The sequence below is a fragment of the Polynucleobacter sp. MWH-Jannik1A5 genome, assembly GCF_018881795.1.
Taxonomy (GTDB): domain Bacteria; phylum Pseudomonadota; class Gammaproteobacteria; order Burkholderiales; family Burkholderiaceae; genus Polynucleobacter.
This window is the reverse complement of the sequence record NZ_JACVPQ010000001.1, coordinates 652,713-675,558: the sequence shown is the minus strand read 5'-3', so window position 1 is coordinate 675,558 and position 22,846 is coordinate 652,713. Positions and strand designations below refer to the sequence as shown.

Here is a 22,846-nt window from a genome sequence, read left to right as displayed (position 1 = left end):
AAAGAAATAAAATTCATCAGTCGGTATTTTGGAGAATGGCATGATTAAAGTTGGCATCGTAGGTGGCACTGGTTATACCGGAGTGGAATTATTGCGTTTATTAGCGCAGCATCCCGAGGTAAAACTGACTGCAATTACTTCTCGTACAGAAGCGGGTATGTCTGTGGCTGAGATGTTCCCATCTTTACGTGGCCGTGTTGATCTGAAATTCACAACACCCGACGAAGCTAAATTAAACGAATGTGATGTTGTGTTCTTTGCAACTCCACATGGCGTTGCCATGGCGCAAGCAAAAGAATTGCTTGCGAATAATGTCAAGGTTTTGGATCTTGCTGCAGACTTTCGTTTGAAGGACGTTAAAGAATTTGCTAAGTGGTATGGCATGGAGCATGGCTGCCCAGAAATTTTGGCTGAGGCTGTTTATGGTTTGCCAGAGATTAATCGTGAAGCAATTAAAAAAGCACGCGTAGTGGGTTTGGCTGGTTGCTACCCAACATCTGTCCAGCTTGGTCTCGCGCCTTTGCTGTCACCAAAATCGACTGGTGGGAAACACTTGATCGATGGCACTCATATTATTTCTGATTCCAAGTCGGGCACCTCTGGCGCTGGGCGTAAAGCAGAGATCGGCACATTATTGTCTGAAGCTAGCGATAACTTCAAAGCATATAGCGTAAAAGGCCACCGTCATCTTCCAGAGATCGAGCAAGGCTTAAAAGCGATTGCTGGTCACGATCAAATTGGCCTGACCTTTGTGCCGCATTTAACGCCGATGATTAGAGGTATTCATTCAACGCTATATGTGCGTTTGACTGATGCTGGTAAAGATATTGACTACCAAAAGCTGTATGAGACTTTCTATAAAGACGAGCCATTTGTTGATGTGATGCCTGCAGGCAGTCATCCAGAAACACGTTCAGTACGTGGAAGCAATGGCATTCGCATTGCGATCCATCGTCCAGGTGGTGGTGATACTTTGGTCATTTTGGTGGTTGAGGACAATTTAGTAAAAGGGGCCTCAGGACAGGGGGTTCAGTGTTTAAACCTCATGTTTGGCTTGCCAGAGACTACGGGGCTCACCCAGATAGCTGTATCCCCGTAATGACCCTTCAGCAAACTGGGCATTAAAAGCCTAAAATAAGACATACCCTTTTGAATTAGGAGTGAATCATGACCGAATTAGCTACGCAAACCGCACAAGATTTAGCTGAACCACCAACCCCGTTGGTTTTTACAGATAGCGCTGCTGCAAAAGTGGCTGACTTGATTGCTGAAGAAGGCAATCCAGAGTTAAAGCTCCGCGTATTCGTACAAGGTGGTGGTTGCTCAGGCTTTCAGTATGGTTTCACATTTGATGATGCTGTTAATGAAGATGACACGCTATTTGAAAAGAATGGCGTTACTTTGTTAGTAGATTCAATGAGCTTCCAATATTTGGTTGGCGCTGAGATCGACTACAAAGAAGACATCAACGGCTCACAGTTTGTGATTAAGAATCCAAATGCGCAAACAACTTGTGGCTGCGGATCTTCTTTCTCTGCTTAAAGAGAGAAAGCAATTTAATTACGCAGGATAGCAAGCACCTAGAATTCTAGGACCCTTCGCTCCCGTAACGGCCGGCAAATTTGCTGGCCGTTTTTCTTTGTGTGCCCACGCAAGCCATGCAAAAGCAAGGCCCTCAACTAATTGTGGATCAATCCCAGAAGAATCACTCGTTGTAATTTCTAGGGGTTGTTTGAAGAAATGCTGCGCTTTAACTTTCAGTAAATTCATCAAAGCATTATTTCGGGCGCCACCACCGCAGACAATCAGCTTCTGGGTTTGCGGGGCATGGGACGCTAGAGACTCTAGGGCAGAGTGCGCTGTTAAATGAAGCAGGGTCATCTGCACATCCTCGCAAAGAAAATTTTCACCACTCAATTTTTCTTGCAACCAATCCAGATGAAAGTCGTCTCTGCCAGTGCTCTTGGGCGGAGCTTTTTTAAAGAAACCATCTGCTAACATTTTTACGAGAAGCGCTTCGTTGACTTTTCCTTGCAATGCCCAGCTACCATTCTCATCATATGTATTACCTTGGTGCTCTTGTATCCACGCATCCATCAACATATTGCCTGGGCCACAATCAAAGCCAGTCACTTGCCCATTTTTAGGGAGTAGCGTGAGGTTGGCAATACCGCCAATATTGAGAATGGCTAAATTTTTATCTTCTGAAAATTGCTGCGCATGAAACGCTGGGACCAAAGGTGCGCCATGTCCACCGGCAGCCAAATCACGACTTCTAAAATCCGCAATGACATCGATGCCTGTTTTTTCTGCCAAGAGGGCAGGATTGAGCGTTTGGTGGGTATAAGCCATATCACCAAGATGTGGTTGGTGGCGAATGGTCTGGCCATGCGCGCCGATCGCAGTGATATCTGATGGCAGTAGATTCGCTTTTTTAAGCAGTTGCTCCACTGCTTCTGCATAAGCTAAGGCCAAGGCATTGCCTGCCTGTTTCTCCCGATGGAGCTCATTAGGACCGGGGCTCTGGAGTTCAAATAGGGCTTTACGGAGCTCGGGGCTAAAGGGGGTGCTTACAGCATCTTGAGCGCATGCCTCACCGTTAGGCCCAATCTTGGCCAGCACAGCATCTATCCCATCTAGGCTAGTGCCAGACATGAGGCCGATGTAGAGGGATTGAGGTTTGTTCATAGTGCTCTCAGGAATGCGACAATTATGCTTTAGCAATTTAACTACTAATTTAACTGAATCAGCAATCCGAATCAGCATGACGGCCAAACCAGAACAAAAATATCCTTTGACTCCCGAAGTCTATGCGGCACTTGAAGTCACAAAGCGTGGCTGTGATGAGTTATTGGTTGAGGCAGATTGGGTTCAAAAACTGGCACGTAGTCAGGCTACCAAGACCCCGCTCAGAATCAAATTAGGTTTAGATCCAACGGCGCCTGATATTCACCTGGGGCATACGGTTGTTTTGAATAAATTGCGTCAATTACAAGATTTAGGTCATACCGTTATTTTCTTGATCGGCGACTTCACCAGCATGATTGGTGACCCATCTGGACGTAATGCTACTCGCCCACCATTAACTGCAGAAGAAATTGCGGTGAATGCCGAGACTTACTATCGTCAAGCGAGCATGGTGCTTGACCCTGCAAAAACTGAGGTGCGTTACAACAGTGAATGGTGTGACCCGTTAGGCGCCCGCGGCATGATTCAGTTAGCAGCGAGATATACCGTTGCGCAGATGTTAGAGCGCGATGACTTTACAAAGCGCTACCGTAGTGGCGTACCTATCTCGGTACATGAGTTCCTGTATCCATTGATGCAAGGCTACGACTCTGTTGCCTTGAAGAGCGACTTAGAGCTTGGTGGTACTGATCAGAAATTTAATCTCTTAGTTGGGCGCGAGCTCCAGCGTGAATATGGCCAAGAGCCTCAATGTATTTTGACAATGCCTCTGCTGGTTGGTTTAGATGGCGTGGATAAGATGAGTAAGTCCAAAGGTAATTACATTGGCATCAGCGAGCCGGCGGGCGAAATGTTTGGCAAGCTTTTGAGCATCTCAGATGATTTGATGTGGGATTACTTCACATTGCTTTCTTTCCGCCCAATGGCTGAAATCGACTTGATGAAGCAAGAAGTTGCTGCTGGTAGAAATCCAAAGGATTGCAAAGTGCTGCTCGCACAAGAAATTGTTGCACGTTTTCACTCACAGGCTGCGGCAGAAAAAGCATTAGAAGACTTTAATCACCGCGCTAAAGGTGGGGTACCGGATGACATTCCAGAGGTCAATCTCTCTGGCGCTCCAATGCAAATCGCTAATCTTCTGAAGGCTGCTGGTTTAGCTCCATCAACATCAGAAGCCAATCGCAATATCGAGCAAAACGGTGTGAAGATTGATGGCACAACAATTACTGATAAACAACTTAAAGTTGATGCTGGAACTTACGTGGTGCAGGTTGGCAAACGGAAGTTTGCAAAAGTAACGCTAGCTTAAATATCTAAGCTGGCACTGCCACTGGGTGGCGTGAGTCCAAAGTGCTCATAAGCCTGACGAGTGGCTACTCGGCCACGCGAGGTTCTCTGTAAGTAGCCTTGCTGTATTAAATAGGGCTCAAGCACATCTTCAATCGTGTCGCGTTCTTCGCCAATAGCCGCTGCAAGGTTATCGATACCGACTGGGCCACCATCAAACTTGTGCAAGATGGCTTCTAGTAATTTTCTATCCATTACGTCAAAGCCGCTCGGATCAACATCAAGCATCTTGAGTGCTGCATCGGCCATAGCTTTGGTAATCGTGCCTGTGCCTTTAACTTCAGCGTAGTCACGTACACGACGTAGCAATCGGTTTGCGATACGCGGAGTGCCACGTGCACGCTTAGCAATTTCTATTGAGCCATCTGGATCTATGTCAGCTTTGAGCAGACTGGCTGAGCGATTAATAATTTTAGTGAGTTCTTCAGTGGTGTAGAACTCAAGTCTGGCCACAATACCAAAGCGATCACGTAGTGGATTGGTCAGCATGCCGGCACGAGTAGTTGCGCCAATCAATGTGAATGGCTTGAGATCAATCTTCACACTGCGTGCTGCAGGGCCTTCGCCAATCATGATGTCAAGGCTGTAATCTTCTAGTGCTGGGTACAGAATTTCCTCCACCACTGGAGAGAGGCGATGAATCTCATCAATAAAGAGAACATCGTTTTCTTCTAGATTAGTAAGAAGGGCAGCAAGATCACCGGGCCTATCAAGTACGGGGCCGCTGGTTTGGCGCAAGTTAACGCCAAGCTCTCTGGCAATGATGTGGGCCAAGGTGGTTTTACCAAGGCCAGGGGGCCCAAACAAGAGAACGTGATCTAAAGCTTCTTGACGTGCTCTTGTGGCACTGATGAAAATCTCTAGTTGGGCGCGTGCTTTAGTTTGACCAACATACTCATCGAGTTGTTTTGGGCGTAGCGCTCTCTCAAAGACGGCTTCAGCATTGCCGGCTGAGCCGCTCACAATGCGGTCATTACCTTCCGGTAAATCTTCGGGGATGGAGCTTAGGTCGTCTGTATGAATTGCCATGTTTAGAGTTTAGTTCCGTTTGGCATTAGGCTTTAGATAAATACTTCAAGCCCATACGGATACCATCCGATACATTTGTCTCTGGCGGGATTTGCTTGAGAGCTAAAAGAGCTTCTTTTTCTGAGTAGCCCAATGCCAAGAGTGCTTGCAAGACTTCGCTGCTAGCTTCAATCGCCTGTGGTTTGCCACCTGTAATACCGAGATCGGGAGCTAACTTACCTTTGAGCTCCAGGCAAAGACGTTCAGCGGTTTTCTTGCCAATGCCTGGTACTTGAGTGAGGCGTCCAGCTTCTTGAAGAGCAATTGCTTGGGCTAACTCATTGACACTCATGCCAGAGAGAACTGCCAGTGCGGTCCGGGAGCCAACGCCGCTAATCTTAATCAGCTGTCTAAATGCCTCACGCTCTGTCTCGGTAGCAAAGCCAAAAAGTTGCTGCGCATCTTCACGAACTTGAAAGTGCGTAAGGAGCGTAATTTTTTGACCAGCTTGAGGAAGTTGATACAGGGTGCTCATGGGTACATCAACCTCGTAACCAATGCCTTGGCAATCGACCAAGAGGCGAGGAGGATGAACTGAAACGAGAGTACCTTGAATGCGACCAATCATGTAGAGATCTTAACCTGTGATGTGTATTTTTACTTGCTACGTTTCTTGGGCGCTAATGCGGCGGTAGCTGCAGTTATTGCTTTTGGTATTTGCGCATGATGAGCGGCGCAGATAGCAACACCTAATGCATCAGAAGCATCCGTCCCTGGGGCGCGATTTAGTCTTAAAAGACGCTTCACCATTTCTTGAACTTGTGGCTTAGCAGCACGACCAGTGCCTACGATGGCTTGCTTGACTCGGAGTGCGCTGTACTCAGCTACCGGGAGTTTTTCAGATACGAGGGCGGCAATCACGGCACCCCTTGCTTGACCTAGCATTAGTGTTGAACGAGGATTCACATTTAAGAAAACCTCTTCAATCGCAGCAGACTCAGGTTGATATGTCTCTAAAACTTCTTTAAGACCCGCATAGAGAGCGCCCAACCGTTCCGGTAAGCCCTTGGCTGGATCACCGCTTTCGATCGTCCCAGAGGCTACGTAGGTCAGCTTTTGGCCGTCGACATCAATGACGCCAAAACCAGTAGTACGTAAACCTGGGTCGATTCCTATCCAGCGCATAAGTTTGTTTATTACTTCCTGTTTGCTTAGTGACGGAAGTGACGTGTGCCAGTAAAGATCATGGCAATACCATGTTCATTTGCGGCTGCAATGATTTCATCGTCACGCATGCTGCCACCTGGTTGAATCGCACAGCTTGCGCCACCGTTAACAACGACATCTAAGCCATCACGGAATGGAAAAAAGGCATCGCTTGCTACAGCAGAGCCTTTTAGGCTTAAGCCAGCGTTCTCAGCTTTGATGCTGGCCATGCGTGCAGAATCTACACGACTCATTTGGCCTGCGCCAATACCAAGAGTCATGCCGTTTGCACAATAGACGATCGCATTGGACTTCACGAATTTAGCAACGCGCCATGCAAACATCATGTCATGCATTTCGCTTGGAGTTGGCAGACGTTTGCTAACAACACGCATTTCATTTTCTAGAACGTTTTTGGCATCAGGTGACTGTACGAGCAAGCCACCACCCACGCGTTTGAAATCAAACGTATTAAATGCAGTGCCCAATGAGATCTCTAAAAGACGTACATTTTGTTTGGTAGCAAAAATTGCCTTTGCCTCATCACTAAAGCTAGGAGCAATCAACACCTCTACAAATTGCTTGGAGATCGCTTCTGCTGCTGCACCATCGCAAGGAACGTTAAAGGCGATGATGCCGCCAAAGGCTGAGCTTGGATCGGTCTTAAATGCTTTTTGATAGGCTTCAAGAGCGCTAGCTCCAACAGCTACGCCACAAGGATTGGCGTGTTTAATAATGACGCAAGCGGCAGCGCCACCGGCGTTACCGGTAAAGCTCTTCACGCATTCCCAGGCAGAGTCAGCATCCGCAATATTGTTGTAGGAAAGTTCTTTGCCTTGTAACTGTTTGTAATTAGCTAGCGCGCCATCAACAGGGTAAATATCTTTATAGAAGGCTGCAGATTGGTGTGGATTCTCACCGTAACGCATCTCTTGCACTTTTTCAAAAGCAAGATGCAAAGTTTCTGGGTAAGCAGAACGCGCTTTGTGATCCAAGTCATCACCCAAAGCAGACAGGTAATTGGCAATAGCGCCGTCATACTGAGCAGTATGTGCAAATACTTTTTTGGCTAAAGCTAAATTTGTCTTATAAGAAACAGTATTGTTGTTGGCCTTCATTTCTGCCAATACAGGGGCGTAATCTTCTGGAGAGATCAATACAGTCACATCTTGATGGTTCTTAGCTGCTGCGCGCAACATTGCTGGGCCACCGATATCAATATTTTCTACCGCGTCTTCGAATGAACAGCTGTCTTTAGCTACCGTCTCATTAAATGGGTATAGGTTGATGACGAGCATATCGATAGTGTCGATTCCATGTTCTTTTAAGGCAGCCATGTGCTCTGGGAAGTCCCTGCGAGCCAGAAGACCGCCATGCACCATCGGGTGCAAAGTTTTTACGCGACCATCTAGCATCTCGGGGAATTTCGTCAAGGAAAAAACTTCAACAACAGGCAGATTATTTTCTGCCAGAAGCTTTGCAGTACCTCCAGTAGAGATGAGCTTAATACCTTGTTCATGAAGGGATTTTGCAAAGGGCACGATGCCATTTTTATCGGAGACGGAGAGAAGGGCTGTACGGATCATATTTTCGGAGGGTCTAATTGAGGGGTAAAAGTAGAGTGCTATTGGTTTATTTGAGCAACTGATGTTCAACAAGCTTCTTGTGAAGTGTGTTGCGGTTAATACCAAGATATTGAGCAGCTAAGGATTGATTATGCTTCGCATACTGCATGACTAATTCCAACATCGGCTTTTCTACAACAGCCAAAACCATCTGATAGATATCAGTTGGTGCCGTTCCTTTAAGGTCATTTAGGTAACCCTGTAATTGGGTTTCAATACATTCGGTAATTGGGTGCTTATTGGTCATAACAGTCTATCAATACAAAAAACAAGAAAATAAAAAACAAAAAATACAACATGGATTCGGTAGGAATTAAGCTGCCTCTAAAAATAGTAAGCGTTCAGAATGCAATTTCATCTCATTAAAATAATCATTCACCATTTGTAATTGGGTTTTGCAATCATCTGCAGTATTCATGCGCTGACGGAATGCATGTGAGTCACGTAAACCTTTGCAATACCAGCCGATATGCTTGCGAGCTGTGCGAAGGCCGATATGTTCACCGTAAAACTCGTAATGATCTAATAAGTGGGCATTCATAATCGCCTGAATCTCATTGATCTCAGGCGTTGGTAACTTGCCACCAGTTTCAAGGTAATGATTGATCTCGCGGAAGATCCAAGGGCGACCTTGTGCCGCACGTCCGATCATGATGGCATCAGCCCCGGTGATCTTTAAAACTTGCTCCGCTTTCTCAGGGCTAGTAATGTCGCCATTTGCAACCACCGGAATACCTACGTTACTTTTGACTGCAGTAATAGTTTCGTACTCTGCTTCTCCGTGATACAGGTCGGCTCGAGTGCGACCATGAACCGTCAGCATGGAGATGCCTGATTTTTCTGCAAGACGTGCAATTTCAATCGCGTTTTTATTTTGACGATCCCATCCAGTGCGAATCTTTAATGTCACTGGTACTGCATCTGGACCCACACCAACCGCATTGACAACTGCCTCTAGAATTTTTTGAACTAAAGGCTCGTCACGCAACAATGCAGAACCTGCTGCTACGTTGCATACTTTCTTTGCTGGACAACCCATATTGATATCAATAATTTGCGCGCCATGATCAACGTTGATTTTTGCAGCCGCCGCCATCATTGCTGGATCGGCACCGGCAATTTGTACTGCGATAGGTTTGAACTCGCCAATGTGATTTGCGCGACGTTGTGTTTTTTCGCTTTTCCAAAGTAGGGCATTGGATGCCACCATTTCAGAAACCGCATAACCTGCACCCAATTTCTTGCAAAGCTGCCTAAAAGGGCGATCTGTTACCCCAGCCATAGGGGCTACAAATAGCTTATTTGCGAGGGTGTGAGGGCCAATGTTCATCTAAAAGGGGGCTTGGGCGGAAAGCATGACACTTTAGCACATTCGACCCCAAATCTGCCTATTTTTTAGGCAGATTCCTTGTTACAGATCAAATCAGGAATGCTTATATTTGGGGGCGATTTAAGCCCTTTAGCGCCTACCAAACATCATCTGGCGGGCTAAGGCTGTCTTTACTGGCGGAAGCCACTGAAGGGCGCTTAAAGCCAGTCCTCTGGCTAACGCTACTGGAGCAAGATTAGAGGTAAATACCCTGGCCATAAAGTCCGTTAGGCCAATCGTAGTTGTTCTGTCAATTTTACGGCTTTGAGCATAGCTTTGCAGCGCATTTTGGATATCTGCTGGAGATTGATCTTCTGCTGACCCAGAAAATACGCCAACTAATTTTTCTGCCAATAAAAAAGCATCTCGCAACCCTAAGTTCAAGCCTTGGCCTGCAACTGGGTGCAAGGTTTGTGCAGCGTTACCAATCCACACTTCATTGTCTTTGGCAATCTCTTTGCGATAGTTCAGTCCTAATTCATATAGACGACGATCTTGAATTTTTAGAAAGCGTCCAATGCGCGACCCAAACTCTTTTTGGAGTGCAATTAAAAAATCTTGATCACTAAGTTGTAAGCGATATTGTGAGGATTCTGGCGAGCCACACCACACTAGATTCAAAGCATTGGAGCCATAGTGGCTAGGCAGAACCGCTAGTGGGCCCTCTGCAGTGAAGCGCTCCCATGCGTGATGGGGGGCAGCATTTTCTACTTCAACCAAGCCGACTAAAGCAGACTGACCATAGTCGCGACCAGACTCTACCCAATCTTGTGTTTTAAATAGACCGCCTTCAGCATGCACGGTGCATTTGGCTTGTAGACTGGCTTCTTCAATATCTTTACTAATATGCTTCCAAACAAAGTTATTGCATTTTACCTGAATGGCTCTCAAGGCTTGACGAAGCGTCATGTGAATATCACGATATCGAATAATATGGCCCAGCGCATCCTGATTGAGTTCTTCACGCGTCATCAGTGCTCGGCCAAAGCGCCCAGCTTGTGAAACGTGTACACGATGTATTTGAGCAGACTCTTTTGGCCATGCCTGAATCGTATCTAGTAATAACTTACTACCATGCGATAGGGCTATGCCTCTGCTATCTGCATTTACTAAATCATCATCCTTTTCTGGATTGCGATCTATTAGTGTGAGCTTTGCATCAGGAAATTTTTGCAATACCCAGGCGGCACATGCTAGCCCAACTGGACCACCGCCTTGAATCAAAATATCGTAATTAGAAGCACTCATTTGTTGAACATCTTTACGCGTTTTTCATAAGCGATTCAATTTCTTCCGCTTTAACAGGGACGTCACGCGAAATGAGCTCGCAGCCAGAATTATTGAGAACTGCATCGTCTTCGATACGGATGCCAATATTCCAAAACTTCTCATTTAGATCGTCTGCTGGTCTGATATAGAGACCAGGCTCAATCGTAATTACCATGCCGCTTTTCAGGATGCGCCATGGCTTATCTTCACTGGCTGATTCTTGACCCATTTCACGGTATGAACCTACGTCATGCACATCCATTCCTAGCCAGTGTGAGGTACGGTGCATATAGAAGCGGCGATAGGCCCCTACTTCTATAGCATTTTCTAATGATCCAACTTCTGATAGTTTGATGAGCTTTTCATCTAGCAAACCCTGGGTCAGTACTTTTAGCGCCGCCTCATGCGGCTGCATGAATGTGTTGCCCGGTTTTGTCATGGCAATTGCGGCTTCTTGTGCTGCCAAGGTAATGTCATAGAGGGCGCGTTGTGGACCGGTGAATTTCCCGTCTACTGGGAATGTCCGAGTGATATCAGATGCATAACCATCGAGTTCACAACCAGCATCAATGAGACAAAGCTCACCACTACGTAATTCAGTTGAGCCTGCACGATAGTGCAGGATGCAAGAGTTGGCGCCACCAGCAACAATGCTGTTGTATGCAACGCTTTGTGCGCCACTATTGCGGAACTCATGAAGCAATTCCGCTTCGAGTTGATATTCACGCATACCCGGCTTACAAATCTGCATAGCGCGGATGTGCGCACGAGCAGAAATAGCTGCAGCACGACGCATAGTATTAATCTCATGCGCGTCTTTAAATAAGCGCATCTCATGAAGAAGTACTTCGACATCATGAAATTCAGAAGGAGGATTGATCCCAGAGCGAGCTTGCCCTCGGACTTTTTTCATCCAATGACGCAAGCGTCTATCCGCTTCAGCACTCTCGGCAAGGCGAATATAGATTGCATCTTGGTCAGCCAGTAATTCACTGAGCACTCGATCTAATTCTTGGTTGCTATGCGCGTATTCAATACCCAAAATTTCAGGTGCTGCTTCGGGACCAAGGCGAATGCCATCCCAAATTTCTCGTTCAAGGTCTTTTGGCCTACAAAATAAGTGGGATTGAAGTTGGAAATTTCCCCCATTTCGATCAACCTTCATCACGAGTGTGGCACCTGGCTCTTCAAAGCCCGTTAGGTAATAAAAGTCACTATCGTGTCGATAAGGAAAGTCACTATCGCGGTTACGGGTCAGTTCAGGTGCAGTAGAAATAACGGCAATACCCCCGCCTGTTTTAGCAAATATGTGTTTTGCTAATTCATTTCTACGCAGTTGATAAATATTCGTTTTATTCATATGCTGCATTGAGCTCTTGTAAGCGTTGTGGTGTACCTACATCGTGCCACGGACCGCTATATTTTTCACCAGTCACTTTATTGTGCTCCATAGCAGCTCTCAGCAAGGGCGCTAGTTTGGCAGGCGCTCCAAATTCCAGGTCTTTAAAGAGGTCTTTGTGATAAATGCCGATACCTGAGAAGGTGAGCTTTTCTGTGCCAGTAGATTTGGAGTTGCTCACGACGGAGTCTCGAAGGTAAAAGTCACCCTCTGGATGCTGGACTGGATTGGGAACCATGAATAAGTGCGCTAAAGGCTTATTGGGATCCGCGCGCATTTTGGAGGCCGTTGCTAAAAGTTGAGCTACAGGTAGGTTTGGGCTAAATACATCCCCATTGATGACTAAAAAGTAATCGTCGGGCGCGATGATGGGCAATGCTTTGCAAATGCCGCCAGCGGTTTCTAGTGCGCTCCCCTCCGGGGAGTATTGAATGTGGAGCCCAAATTGCTGACCATTGCCAAGTGTCGATTCAATTTGTTCTCCTAACCAGGCGTGGTTAATAACCACCTCTTGAATATTTGCTTTTGCTAATGCTTCAAGGTGCCATGCCAGTAACGATTTATTCTGAATCTTCAACAAGGGTTTGGGAAGAGTGTCTGTGAGAGGGCGCATACGCTCACCTCTGCCGGCAGCAAGTAAAAAACAAGGAATGAGATTGCTCTTATTCATCATGTATATCTAGTTAGTCTTTATGAATGCGAGTCGATTCCAGAATGCGAGCCAAAGGCTTTAGTTCAATATAACGATTGGCTGTTGCAATTGCATACTCAAGCACGAGTGGAATATCTTTGAGATAGCCGTCCTTGCCGTCGCGATGGAATAGCCTTGCAAAAATACCCAAGACTTTGAGATGGCGTTGCAAACCCATCCACTCAAAATCACGATAGAACTGACCAAAATCATTTGGCATTGGTAAGCTCGCTTTGCGACCCGCTTCCCAAAATTTAATAACCCAATCAATTACACGCTCTTCTGGCCATGCAATGTAGGCATCACGCCAAAGCGAGGAGGCGTCATAGGTAATAGGGCCATAAACTGCATCCTGAAAATCAATCACTCCAGGATTATTTTTTTCGGTCACCATCAAATTACGAGAGTGATAATCGCGATGAACATACACCTTTGCTTGCGCTAAATTATTTTCAATGATGAGCTCAAAGGATTTTTTTAATTGTTCTGTTTGTTGCGCGTTAAGTTCAGTCTTCAGATGTTTTTTTAAATACCATTCTGGAAATAAATCAAGCTCTCGCTGAAGAAGTGCTGCATCATAATTTGGCAAGACATCAGGTTTGCTTGCTAACTGCATTAAAACTAGTGCATTAGTTGCGTCTTGGTATAGGTGATCTGCTGTCTCACCATTGAGTTCAGCCAGGTAAGTTTTTGTGCCTAAATCATTTAAGAGTAAGAAGCCTTCTGCGAGATTTTGCTCGAGAATTTTTGGCACATTCAAACCGGCCCCTGAAAGCAATAAATCAACCTTAATGAAGGCATCCAAAGGCTCGTGTTGGGGTGGCGCATCCATCACGATCAAACTCCCAAAATTAGGGTTTTTGGACGCAATTCTGAAATAGCGTCGAAAGCTGGCATCAGCCGAGGCTGGCACCAATGAGTCAAGATCTAATTGCCAGCTAGCTTCTAGGGCCTTTAGCCAGTTTCGGAGGGTGTTTAAGCGTGAGTCAGTCATGGTCGATTCGTATAATAAGGCGGGTCTGGATCTATGAGTCATTATCGCCGTCGCGCCGGCCTTTGCGCCCCTCTTTTTTTGCATGTAACCCTGCGCGTAATGACGGGGGTGACATTGGTTCAATTTGCCCTGCCGGGGCATGCTCAGGCCCCCGCCCCTTTACCTTCAAGTTCTCAGTCTGGCAGCAATACAGTTTTACTGCCAGATCGCGGTAATGTCACTGTCTTAAAGTTGGATGATCAGCTGAGAGTTGGAAAGCCGATTGATGATGGGCAGGCGCTGACCTTTACTTCGAGTGACACGATTTCAGGTGTTGTTGAGCGTGACATGCATTTAATAGGTCGTGCGCAAATCCGTCGTAATGGAGCAATGATGAAGGCGGATGAAATTACCTATAACCCTGATACTGATATTGCAGATTTAAATGGGAATGTTGAGTTATCAAAAGGGAACGTTACTTTTAAAGGACCCAAGGGGCAATTTAAGGTAGATGTACGTGAAGGCTCAATGGAGTCACCAATATATGAATTACGCGATAACGGTGGCAATGGCAAGGCTAAAAAATTAACAGTACAAAGTGCTGATGTTTTTGTATTTGATAAAGCAACCTACTCTACGTGCACTCCAGAAAATCTAGATTGGTATTTCACAGCTAGCACTATGGAAATAGATAACGAAGAAAAGGAAATGGTTGGTACGCATGGGGTCATGCGCTTCTTCGATGTACCAATAGCTTATATCCCTTACTTTACCGCTCCGACTGGTGGTCAACGCCGCTCTGGCATTCTTGCGCCAGTTGCTGGTTACAACTCAAATAATGGCCTAGATATTACACAGCCTTATTACGTAAATATCGCGCCTAATCGTGACTTACTTTTGTTGCCTCGCTATATGAATCAGCGAGGTGCAATGCTGGGTGCACAGTATCGATTCTTAGATACCAAGTATTCCGGCACCGTCATGGGTGAATATATGCCTTACGATAAAAAAACTGGTACTGATCGCTGGAAGTATGACTGGCAGCAGCGACAAGTATTTAGTGGCGGTGCTGCCCCTGGTGGAATTCCATTGCCTGGTTCATGGACTGGGTATGCCAATATGTCTCGGGTTTCAGATAATCTGTACCCTACAGATTTCTCTCAGAGTATTGCTGGAGCAATCACTAGTCAGTTCCGGCAGGAGGTTGGCACTACTAAAGGATTGACTGGTAGTTTGAGTAATTGGAATGTCTCTGCAAGAGCGTTGACTTTTCAAACTTTGCAGCCGGATCCCACCACTACAGTTCAGGCGCCATATAACATTCTGCCAAACATTACTGCCTCCTATAACAATCGTTTGACCCCTGCGGTAGCCGATGCAAGTGGAAAATATGTCACCTTGCCAACCGGTCCTGCAACCACTTTTTCTACGGACTACACTAGATTTGCATACAACATTGGAGGCAATTTGGCTGCTACCGCCCCGGGTGTGTATAGCCAGGCCGATCGAACTGTAGTGAAGGGTGCGCTGGCTTTGCCGCAAGTCACGCCAGGCTATTACATCACTCCAAAAATAAGTTTTCAGTCAAACACTTATAACGCTACTCCGTTTGTAGCTAATGGAGCACCAGTTGCTCAGGGATTTACCATCCCCACTTTTAGTTTAGATTCTGCTTTGGCATTCGAAAGAGATGCCGCAGGATTGAAAGGATTTTTTGGTCGCGATATGTTGCTCACAATGGAGCCACGCGCCTTTTATGTTTATACCCCTTATCAAAGTCAGGCGCAGACCCCGATTTTTGATACTGCTGATGCTGGCTTTGGCGTCTCTCAAATTTTTAATGAAAATACTTTTATTGGTAATGACCGTATTGCTGACAATAATGCAGCCACGCTCGGTCTTACTAGTCGCATGATTGAGGCGAATACTGGTGCAGAACGCGCTAACGTGACAATTGCGCAAAAGCAGCAGTTCACTGGCCAACGTGTGGGCTTGAATGGCAACATTGTTAATCCCACTACCTACTCCGATACCTTGGGATCTGGTTCGGTGCGTTTGCTTGGTAACTTCAGTGCAGACTTATTTGGTCAGTACAACACCCAATTAAATCGTTTTGTACAGACGACGGTGGGGGGTAGTTGGCGTCCCACACAGGGTAGAAGTTTAAATTTTGGATACCGTAACGTTTGGTCTCCGCCGGTGCAGGCATCTATTCAAAATAATCAAGCCTTTGTACCCTCATCAACTACTACTGATCAATATAACGTCTCAGGTCAATGGCCAATTACGCGAGAGGTTTCTGTTTTGGGGCGCTGGGGCTATGATGCTTTAAGTACAAAAACATTAAATAGCTTGGTGGCCCTGGAGTGGACTAAAGATTGCTGGACTTTCCGAAGTGCCTATTCTCAGGTTTTGAATACCTCCCAAATAACCACTACCTCAATACTGTTTCAGATTGAATTTAAGGGTTTTGGTAGTGCAGGAAGTAATCCAGTTGATATCATGAAGCTTAACGTTCCTGGATATATGCCTACCTCTAAGCCAATACCCCCCTCAATATACGAGAACTATCAATAATGCTTTTTATGAACCGCTTGAGACAAATTGCTAACGTTGCCACTTTTATTGCTGTGGCCATGTTTACAACTACCTTGTTCGCACAAGACGCCGCTAAGACGAATGCTGCTACAGAAAGCAAGATTCGAAATATTGATGGTGTCGCCGCTGTAGTAAATACTGGTTACGTAACACGAAAAGAAATCGATGATCGCATTGCGGCGCTAAAAAAGCAGGGCGCTAAGTTGCCTGATGATGGGTCAGCGCGAAAAACGATATTAGATCGACTCATTATTGAAAAAATTCAGATTCAAAATGCTGAGCAAGAGGGCGTGGGAATTAGTAATAAGGAATTGGATAAGTACATCGGTGAGATTGCAGCAAAAAATAAGCTGACGCTCGCCGAATTAAAGGCTAGGGTAAATGCCTCTGGAACTACCTTTGAGCGATATAGGCAAATGCTTCGCGATGATATTTCAATGACGCGCTATCGTGAGCGAGAAGTTGAGGCCAAAATCAAAATTTCTGATGCTGAAATTGATAACTTTATTTTAGAGCGAACAAGGGCCATGAAGGCCGGTACGCCCTCCCGGTCTGCACCAGCAGTAAATGGAGGTCCTGAGGAAATTGATGTAGCTCAGATTTTTATTCCTGTAGATGCCGCTGCTGGTGCCGGTGCTCAAGCTGACGCTAAAAAGAAAGCCGATATCTTGTTACGTGAGGCACGTGGGGATGTTGATTTTATGCAATTGGGTTCTATGGCCGCAAAAGATAATCCCAAGATCAAGTTTCAGGAATTAGGCTACCGCACCCCTGATCGTTTGCCGCAGTTGTTTTATGAAGCAATTCGAAATACTGGTAGTGGTCAGGTGGCTAACGCTGTAGTGAAAAGCCCTGCGGGCTATCATGTTCTTAAAGTATTAGATCGACGTGCACTGATGGCTAATGCGCCTTCTCAGCAAGCGGTTGCTCCGGAACCTGCTCAAACTACGCCTCAAAATATTCCTATCACTCAAACTTTATCTCGCCATATTTTGTTGCGCAGTCGAGCGGGTTTGTCTGACCAAGATGCCGAGAGACGCTTGCAGGGATTTCGTGATCAGATCAGAACTAAGACGGCAGACTTTTCTGAGTTGGCAAAAAAATATTCAGAGGATGGCTCTGCATCTAATGGCGGCGATCTTGGCTGGATGAGCCCCGGAGACTTGGTTCCCGAGTTTGAGCAGGCTATGAATCGTTTGCAAATTGGTGAAGTAGGAAACCCAGTCAAAACTGAATTCGGTTGGCATTTGATACAAGTATTAGATCGTCGTGAAGGTCAGCTCACTGTCGAGAAACAACGTCAATTTGCACGCGCAGCGATTCGCGAAAGAAAACTAGATCAAGCCTATCAGGAGTGGATACGCGAACTACGTGATAACGCTACTGTCAAAATTTTGAACGTGGAAGATGCGGCAAGTAGCACCCCTCGTTAATCTCGTTGTAAGTACTGGCGAACCGGCTGGTATTGGGCCTGAGGTCTCGCTTATTGCTGCACTAGAGTTCTTGCGTGAGCAAGATAACGTTGCAATTACCTTGCTGGGCGATAGCAAATTATTACCTATTCCTAAAAATATTAGTCCTGAGTTAGTGAGTCGGCTGCGGATTCAAAATATTGAGTTGAAGGTTCCTGTTTTGCAGGGGACTCTAAATCCTGAGAATGCGCAGTATGTCATTCATCTTTTAGATCAAGCGATTGATGGCTGTCTTCAAGGTCAGTTTGATGCTATGGTAACTGCACCACTTCAAAAAAGTATCATCAATGACGCTGGTACGACATTTACAGGGCATACGGAGTATCTTGCAGAATGTTGTCATGCTTCTCACGTGGTAATGATGTTGTGTGCGTCATTACCTATAGGGTTTTTAGAGCTTCAGTCTCCAAGAAGTTTACGAGTTGCATTGGTGACCACCCATTTGCCTCTTAAAGAGGTGCCACTAGCTTTAAGTTATGAACTGGTTCTAGATACGATTCAAATTGTTAACCAAGATTTGCAGAAAAAATTTGGTATTTCAAAGCCGATGATTCGCATAGCTGGTCTAAACCCTCATGCGGGAGAGTCTGGATATTTAGGGCAAGAAGAGATTGAGATAATCTCGCCGGCAATTGAGGCGGCAAAAAAAATGGGTGTTCAGATATCAGGCCCCTATCCAGGCGATACGATGTTTGATGCTGCTTCTATTACGCAGGTTGATGCTTTTATTGCGATGTATCACGATCAGGGCTTGGCCCCTTTTAAATTTGTTACCTTTGGTAATGGGGTGAATGTGACTTTAGGGCTGCCGATCATCCGCACCTCAGTAGATCACGGTACCGCTTTGGATATCGCTGGTAAGGGAATTGCTGATGCCGGTAGCATGCTTGAGGCTATGCGTTTGGCGTATCAATTGGCTGCAAACCAAAGAAAGCAATCCTAAGATATGCATCGCGCACGCAAACGATTTGGACAAAACTTTTTACAAGATAACGGAATTATCTATTCTATTGTCGCGCTAATTACTCCTAGTGCTGACATGCATGTGATTGAGATTGGCCCTGGCCTTGGCGCATTAACCTTGCCTCTATTGGAAAATCTTGATCATCTGGACCTCTTAGAGATTGATCGAGATTTGGTCGCCTTTTGGAATGAAAAAAATCTTCAGGATCTAACGGTCATTGAGGGTGATGCCCTCAAGTTTGATTTTTTGGCATGGGCACAAAGTCGCTCGACTAAACAAGGCTTATGTAAAGTAGTTGGTAATCTGCCGTACAACATCTCCTCGCCTTTATTGTTTCATTTAGTGTCTGCTGCCGACTCAATTGATGAGCAGGTATTTATGTTGCAGGCTGAGGTTGTAGAGCGAATGGTTGCTAAAGAGGGGAGTTCAGACTTCAGCCGTCTTTCGGTCATGCTGCAAGCTCGCTACGATATGGAATTGGTGCTAGAGGTGCCACCAGAGGCCTTTGATCCGCAGCCTAAGGTGAATTCTGCTGTGGTGCGAATGATTCCCCGGAGAGATTTTGCTTTAAGTCATGCTCAATGGAGCGCCTTAGAAAAGGTAGTTGCTGCAGCTTTTTCTCAGAGAAGAAAAATGCTGCGTACCAATTTACAAGCTTTTGCAGATAGACTCAGTTTGACTGAGATTGAGCTGAAGGCAAGAGCACAGGATATTTCGGTTGATCGGTATATCCAGTGGGCTAAGATCCTCGCCTCTTAAGCCCCCACTATTTTATTTATATGCGCTTGGGTCAATGACGCGCATTTCAGCTTCAATCCATCCTTCAACTTCTTGCTGAAGTTGATCAGCGGATTTATTTGCTGAGCTAATTGCGGGGCCAATAGAAAAAATAACTGTCCCAGGATTTTTAATAAAGCTATTTTTTGGCCAGCAGCGTCCAGCATTATGCGCAATGGGAATAACTAAAGCATCAGTTGCACTCGCAAGACGAGTGCCGCCCTTGCGGTAAGGCTTGGTAGATCCAGTGGCAGTTCTGGTGCCCTCTGGAAAAAGCATGATCCACTTGCCTTCACTTAGGCGTTTTCGCCCTTGAGTAGCTACAGATAGAGCTGCACCCTGTTTATTGGAGCGATTAATGTGAATCATTTTTAACAAAGCTAACGCCCAGCCAAAAAATGGAATCCAGAGCAACTCCCGTTTAAAGACAAAGCAAAGTTGTTTTGGGAGCAAGGCGATGTAAGCGATAGTTTCGTAAGCCGACTGGTGCTTGCTGAGAATGATGACGCGTTCGTTTAGTACGGCCTGCATATTTTCCATACCGCGGATTTCGTAATGAATGCCACAGAGTGGTTTTAATAAGGCAATAACTACTTTGTTCCAAAGTCCAATAAAAGAGTAGCGATTTTCAGGGCTCAGAAATGGAAAAGTCAGCATACAAAGCACCGACCAAATTGGCGTGAAAACCAATAAAAATAGGGCAAACAGGGTAGAGCGAATCAATTTCATGCTGTGTGTAAACCTTATTTTTCTAAAAGCACGTTGGCAAATGCCAGGAGATCCGCATGTATTTGCGTCCCCTCTGGAAGATTACCTTTTGCAAGTGTCTTTTCACCCTTGCCGGTGAGCACTAAATGGGGCGATGCGCCCAAAGCAATGCCCGCCTCTAGATCGCGTAAGGAGTCTCCCACAATGGGAGTGCCAGCAAGTGGTGTTGCACTACCCATTTTTTTATAACGCAAAGCTATTTCTTTCATAAGCCCAGGTGCGGGTTTACGGCAATCGCATTGATGTGAATCCTGATGGGGGCAAAAAAAGATGCTATCAATATGCCCGCCTAGCGGTTTGAGTAAGTTCTCCATCTTGCTATGCATTGCATGCAAATCATTGATGGTGAAGTAGCCCCTTGAAAGACCGGATTGATTGGTGGCTATAGCAATTTGATAGCCCGCTTGATTGAGGAGGGCAATTGCTTCTAGACTGCCTGGAAGTGGAACCCACTCATCCACTGACTTCACGTAATCGTCGCGATCTTCATTGATCACGCCATCGCGATCCAAAATAATGAGTTTAGAAGAGCTGGTGCTCATGCTAATTTGCCGAGATCGGCAACGAGATTCATTTTCTGGTGAAGTTGTTGCAGGAGAGCTAAGCGGTTGTCGCGTAGATCTGGATTTGGATCCATAACCATTACATCTGCAAAGAACTGATCAATTGGACCGCTTAAAGCCACGAGTGACCTTAAGACTTCTACAAATTGACGTTGCTCGTAAGCTGCATTCAGCTTCGGAGTAGCGGCTTCTAATGCTGCATATAATGCAGCCTCCGCTGGGATTTGTAGCAATTTTTCTGAGCAGGCCGCCGGAATTGTGGTGGTAGTTTTCTTTAGGATATTGCTGATACGTTTATTGGCAGCTGCGAGTTGAGTGGCTTCTGCAAGAACATTAAATTCGCGCAACGCAGTTAAGCGTTGAATCAGGTCATTGATTTGCGCTGGGTCCTGACTCAAAACGGCATCAATTTCTGCACTAGTAAATGCCTTGCCAGCAACGGACTGGTCGCGCAAATATGCGCGAAGACGATCAATGATGAAAGCATAGATATCGGCAGCTTTAGCTTTTTCTTGTACATCGGCTTGTGGAAATTGCGCACGTGCCAACTCAATGAGTTCAGGTAAATTGAGTGAAAGATTTTTCTCTAAAAGCAAACGGCAAATACCCAGAGCATGGCGGCGCAATGCATAAGGGTCTTTATCGCCCGTTGGCGCTAGTCCTACACCCCATATACCCACTAGAGTTTCTAGTTTGTCAGCAATAGCCAAGATGGTTCCGGTTTGGCTTTGAGGCAATGTATCTCCAGCAAAGCGTGGCATATAGTGCTCGCTACAAGCGCTAGCAACATCAGCATTCTCACCATCATTTGTAGCGTAGTAGCTACCCATAACTCCCTGGAGTTCTGGAAACTCACCAACCATATCGGTTAGCAGATCAGTTTTAGCAATTTCAGCGGCACGGGAGGCGAGCTTTTCATCAGCACCCAGTTTTTTGGCAATGCCTACAGCAAGACCTTGAACGCGCTTGGTACGGTCTAACTGGTTGCCCAATTGATTGTGATAAACCACCTTGCCTAGGTCGGCTACACGGGAAGCTAAAGGACGTTTTTGATCCTGCTGGAAAAAGAAACGAGCATCTGATAAGCGAGGACGCACAACACGTTCGTTGCCAGAAATAATCGCATGAGGCTTATCTGTTTCAATATTAGAAACAATCAAAAAGCGATTGCGTAATTTGCCATGCTTGTCGGTTAATGCAAAGTACTTTTGATTGGTTTGCATTGTCAAAATCAAGCATTCTTGTGGCACTTCCAAGAACTCTTGATCAAAATGACACTCGTAAATCGCTGGCCATTCAACTAAGGCTGTTACTTCATCCAAAAGACTGTCTGGCATCAAAACCAAATCATCACCAGCAGCTTTTAATAGTGCAGCCTCAATTTGCGCACGACGCTGATTAAAGCTCGGGATAATCTTTGCCTTGGATTGCAGATCCACTTCATATTGATCTGCGCTAGCAATCGTTACATTGCCGGGTGCCAAGAAGCGATGTCCTTCAGTTTCATTGCTCGCATCAATACCTAACGCACTGATATTCAAAACTGCATTTCCATGCAGTGCAATGATGCGGTGTGCTGGGCGGGCAAATTGCACATCCGCTAATTGACCATCTTTTTGCAGCACTTGATAGTGCATCATTTTAGCAATCGGCAACTTGCTTAATGTTTGCTCAAGTGCAGTTTGAGCGGTTTGCTCAAGCGCAGCACCTTTAGCGACGACATTGAGATAGAGTGCTTCATTTTTGCCTTCGCCAGATTTTTCTAATGTTGCAAGATCAATATCTGCGTATCCAAGTGCACCTAATTTTTTCAGCAAGGGCGCTGTTGCTTTACCTTCAGCATCAAATGCAATGCTCGTAGGCAATAGTTTTTCACGTACTGGATAGTCTGGGGCTTGATTTAGAACGTTAGTAACCTGAACCGCCAAGCGGCGTGGTGTTGCAAAGCCAGTGATCTTAGAGGATTCAGTCGCTAAACCAGCTGACTGAAGTGCCGCAAAGATACCTTCGCTAAATGCATCGCCTAAGCGACGCAAAGATTTGGGTGGAAGTTCTTCAGTAAATACCTCAATCAATAAAGTGGCTGATTGAGGTTTGAAATTTGATGTGCTCATAGATGGAATGCAGAA

Annotated in this window: 21 protein-coding genes; 7 read left to right on the top strand and 14 right to left on the bottom strand. The window is 45.8% G+C overall.

The features are described from left to right. Positions 1 to 40 precede the first annotated feature (40 nt). Both argC and erpA read left to right on the top strand, forming a co-directional pair. Entirely contained in the window at positions 41 to 1,099 is a 1,059-nt protein-coding gene (gene argC, locus ICN23_RS03320) for an N-acetyl-gamma-glutamyl-phosphate reductase (RefSeq protein ID WP_216230901.1), read from the top strand. 68 nt (positions 1,100 to 1,167) lie between these two features. Then, positions 1,168 to 1,542: an iron-sulfur cluster insertion protein ErpA gene (gene erpA / locus ICN23_RS03315; RefSeq protein ID WP_088526457.1), complete on the top strand. Its 375-nt coding sequence runs from the start codon at positions 1,168 to 1,170 to the stop codon at positions 1,540 to 1,542. A gap of 18 nt (positions 1,543 to 1,560) precedes the next feature. Here erpA and ICN23_RS03310 read toward each other — a convergent pair whose 3' ends face one another. Beyond that, the gene (locus tag ICN23_RS03310) at positions 1,561 to 2,688 is read right to left on the bottom strand and encodes an anhydro-N-acetylmuramic acid kinase (protein ID WP_216230900.1); all 1,128 of its coding nucleotides are present in this window, start codon (positions 2,686 to 2,688) and stop codon (positions 1,561 to 1,563) included. 76 nt (positions 2,689 to 2,764) lie between these two features. Between ICN23_RS03310 and tyrS the strand changes: the two genes are divergently transcribed. Further along, a complete protein-coding gene (gene tyrS, locus ICN23_RS03305; RefSeq protein WP_216230899.1) occupies positions 2,765 to 3,997 on the top strand; it encodes a tyrosine--tRNA ligase in 1,233 nt (410 codons plus the stop codon). On the opposite strand, the gene ruvB is transcribed toward tyrS, so the two are convergent. The 10 genes from ruvB to ICN23_RS03255 all read right to left on the bottom strand — a co-directional run bounded on the left by ruvB (position 3,994) and on the right by ICN23_RS03255 (position 13,596). After that, entirely contained in the window at positions 3,994 to 5,064 is a 1,071-nt protein-coding gene (gene ruvB / locus ICN23_RS03300; RefSeq protein ID WP_216230898.1) for a Holliday junction branch migration DNA helicase RuvB, read from the bottom strand. The two genes, tyrS and ruvB, sit on opposite strands and share 4 nt — an antisense overlap. A gap of 25 nt (positions 5,065 to 5,089) precedes the next feature. Then, positions 5,090 to 5,671: a Holliday junction branch migration protein RuvA gene (gene ruvA / locus ICN23_RS03295; protein ID WP_216212683.1), complete on the bottom strand. Its 582-nt coding sequence runs from the start codon at positions 5,669 to 5,671 to the stop codon at positions 5,090 to 5,092. A gap of 29 nt (positions 5,672 to 5,700) precedes the next feature. Continuing rightward, a complete protein-coding gene (ruvC, locus tag ICN23_RS03290; RefSeq protein WP_216212680.1) occupies positions 5,701 to 6,228 on the bottom strand; it encodes a crossover junction endodeoxyribonuclease RuvC in 528 nt (175 codons plus the stop codon). Between the two features lie 26 nt (positions 6,229 to 6,254). Next, entirely contained in the window at positions 6,255 to 7,835 is a 1,581-nt protein-coding gene (gene purH, locus ICN23_RS03285; protein WP_216230897.1) for a bifunctional phosphoribosylaminoimidazolecarboxamide formyltransferase/IMP cyclohydrolase, read from the bottom strand. A 46-nt stretch (positions 7,836 to 7,881) separates the two neighbouring features. Beyond that, positions 7,882 to 8,121, bottom strand: a complete 240-nt coding sequence (locus ICN23_RS03280; protein ID WP_216230896.1) for a helix-turn-helix domain-containing protein — start codon at positions 8,119 to 8,121, stop codon at positions 7,882 to 7,884. 66 nt (positions 8,122 to 8,187) lie between these two features. Continuing rightward, positions 8,188 to 9,204 carry a tRNA dihydrouridine synthase DusB gene (gene dusB, locus ICN23_RS03275; RefSeq protein WP_216230895.1) on the bottom strand — a complete coding sequence of 339 codons (1,017 nt, stop codon included), beginning with the start codon at positions 9,202 to 9,204 and terminating at the stop codon, positions 8,188 to 8,190. A 129-nt stretch (positions 9,205 to 9,333) separates the two neighbouring features. Continuing rightward, the gene (locus tag ICN23_RS03270; protein ID WP_216230894.1) at positions 9,334 to 10,491 is read right to left on the bottom strand and encodes an FAD-dependent monooxygenase; all 1,158 of its coding nucleotides are present in this window, start codon (positions 10,489 to 10,491) and stop codon (positions 9,334 to 9,336) included. Positions 10,492 to 10,504: 13 nt separating this feature from the next. Then, positions 10,505 to 11,872 (bottom strand): aminopeptidase P N-terminal domain-containing protein, encoded by a 1,368-nt coding sequence (locus ICN23_RS03265; protein WP_255532685.1) that lies wholly within the window; start codon positions 11,870 to 11,872, stop codon positions 10,505 to 10,507. After that, on the bottom strand, positions 11,865 to 12,581 hold the full coding sequence (gene murU / locus ICN23_RS03260) for an N-acetylmuramate alpha-1-phosphate uridylyltransferase MurU (protein ID WP_216231892.1): 717 nt from the start codon (positions 12,579 to 12,581) through the stop codon (positions 11,865 to 11,867). The genes ICN23_RS03265 and murU overlap by 8 nt, the downstream gene beginning before the upstream one ends. Before the next feature lie 13 nt (positions 12,582 to 12,594). Next, entirely contained in the window at positions 12,595 to 13,596 is a 1,002-nt protein-coding gene (locus tag ICN23_RS03255; protein ID WP_216230892.1) for an aminoglycoside phosphotransferase family protein, read from the bottom strand. Positions 13,597 to 13,629: 33 nt separating this feature from the next. Between ICN23_RS03255 and ICN23_RS03250 the strand changes: the two genes are divergently transcribed. From ICN23_RS03250 to rsmA, 4 genes are read left to right on the top strand one after another with little or no spacing between them, the layout of a single operon-like run. Then, positions 13,630 to 16,152, top strand: coding sequence for an LPS-assembly protein LptD (locus ICN23_RS03250; protein WP_216230891.1), 2,523 nt, complete (start codon positions 13,630 to 13,632; stop codon positions 16,150 to 16,152). An 8-nt stretch (positions 16,153 to 16,160) separates the two neighbouring features. Then, positions 16,161 to 17,606 carry a peptidylprolyl isomerase gene (locus ICN23_RS03245; RefSeq protein WP_255532684.1) on the top strand — a complete coding sequence of 482 codons (1,446 nt, stop codon included), beginning with the start codon at positions 16,161 to 16,163 and terminating at the stop codon, positions 17,604 to 17,606. Beyond that, positions 17,581 to 18,588, top strand: coding sequence for a 4-hydroxythreonine-4-phosphate dehydrogenase PdxA (pdxA, locus tag ICN23_RS03240; RefSeq protein WP_216230889.1), 1,008 nt, complete (start codon positions 17,581 to 17,583; stop codon positions 18,586 to 18,588). Before ICN23_RS03245 ends, pdxA begins: the two co-directional genes overlap by 26 nt. 3 nt (positions 18,589 to 18,591) lie before the next feature. Further along, entirely contained in the window at positions 18,592 to 19,368 is a 777-nt protein-coding gene (gene rsmA, locus ICN23_RS03235) for a 16S rRNA (adenine(1518)-N(6)/adenine(1519)-N(6))-dimethyltransferase RsmA (RefSeq protein ID WP_216230888.1), read from the top strand. A 12-nt stretch (positions 19,369 to 19,380) separates the two neighbouring features. Here rsmA and ICN23_RS03230 read toward each other — a convergent pair whose 3' ends face one another. Genes ICN23_RS03230 through glyS form a run of 3 tightly spaced genes read right to left on the bottom strand, consistent with a single transcriptional unit; the run spans position 19,381 to position 22,831 of the window. Next, entirely contained in the window at positions 19,381 to 20,115 is a 735-nt protein-coding gene (locus ICN23_RS03230; RefSeq protein WP_216230887.1) for a 1-acyl-sn-glycerol-3-phosphate acyltransferase, read from the bottom strand. Between the two features lie 14 nt (positions 20,116 to 20,129). Continuing rightward, positions 20,130 to 20,696 carry a D-glycero-beta-D-manno-heptose 1,7-bisphosphate 7-phosphatase gene (gmhB, locus tag ICN23_RS03225; protein ID WP_216230886.1) on the bottom strand — a complete coding sequence of 189 codons (567 nt, stop codon included), beginning with the start codon at positions 20,694 to 20,696 and terminating at the stop codon, positions 20,130 to 20,132. Continuing rightward, positions 20,693 to 22,831, bottom strand: coding sequence for a glycine--tRNA ligase subunit beta (glyS, locus tag ICN23_RS03220; protein ID WP_216230885.1), 2,139 nt, complete (start codon positions 22,829 to 22,831; stop codon positions 20,693 to 20,695). Before glyS ends, gmhB begins: the two co-directional genes overlap by 4 nt. Positions 22,832 to 22,846: the final 15 nt, after the last annotated feature.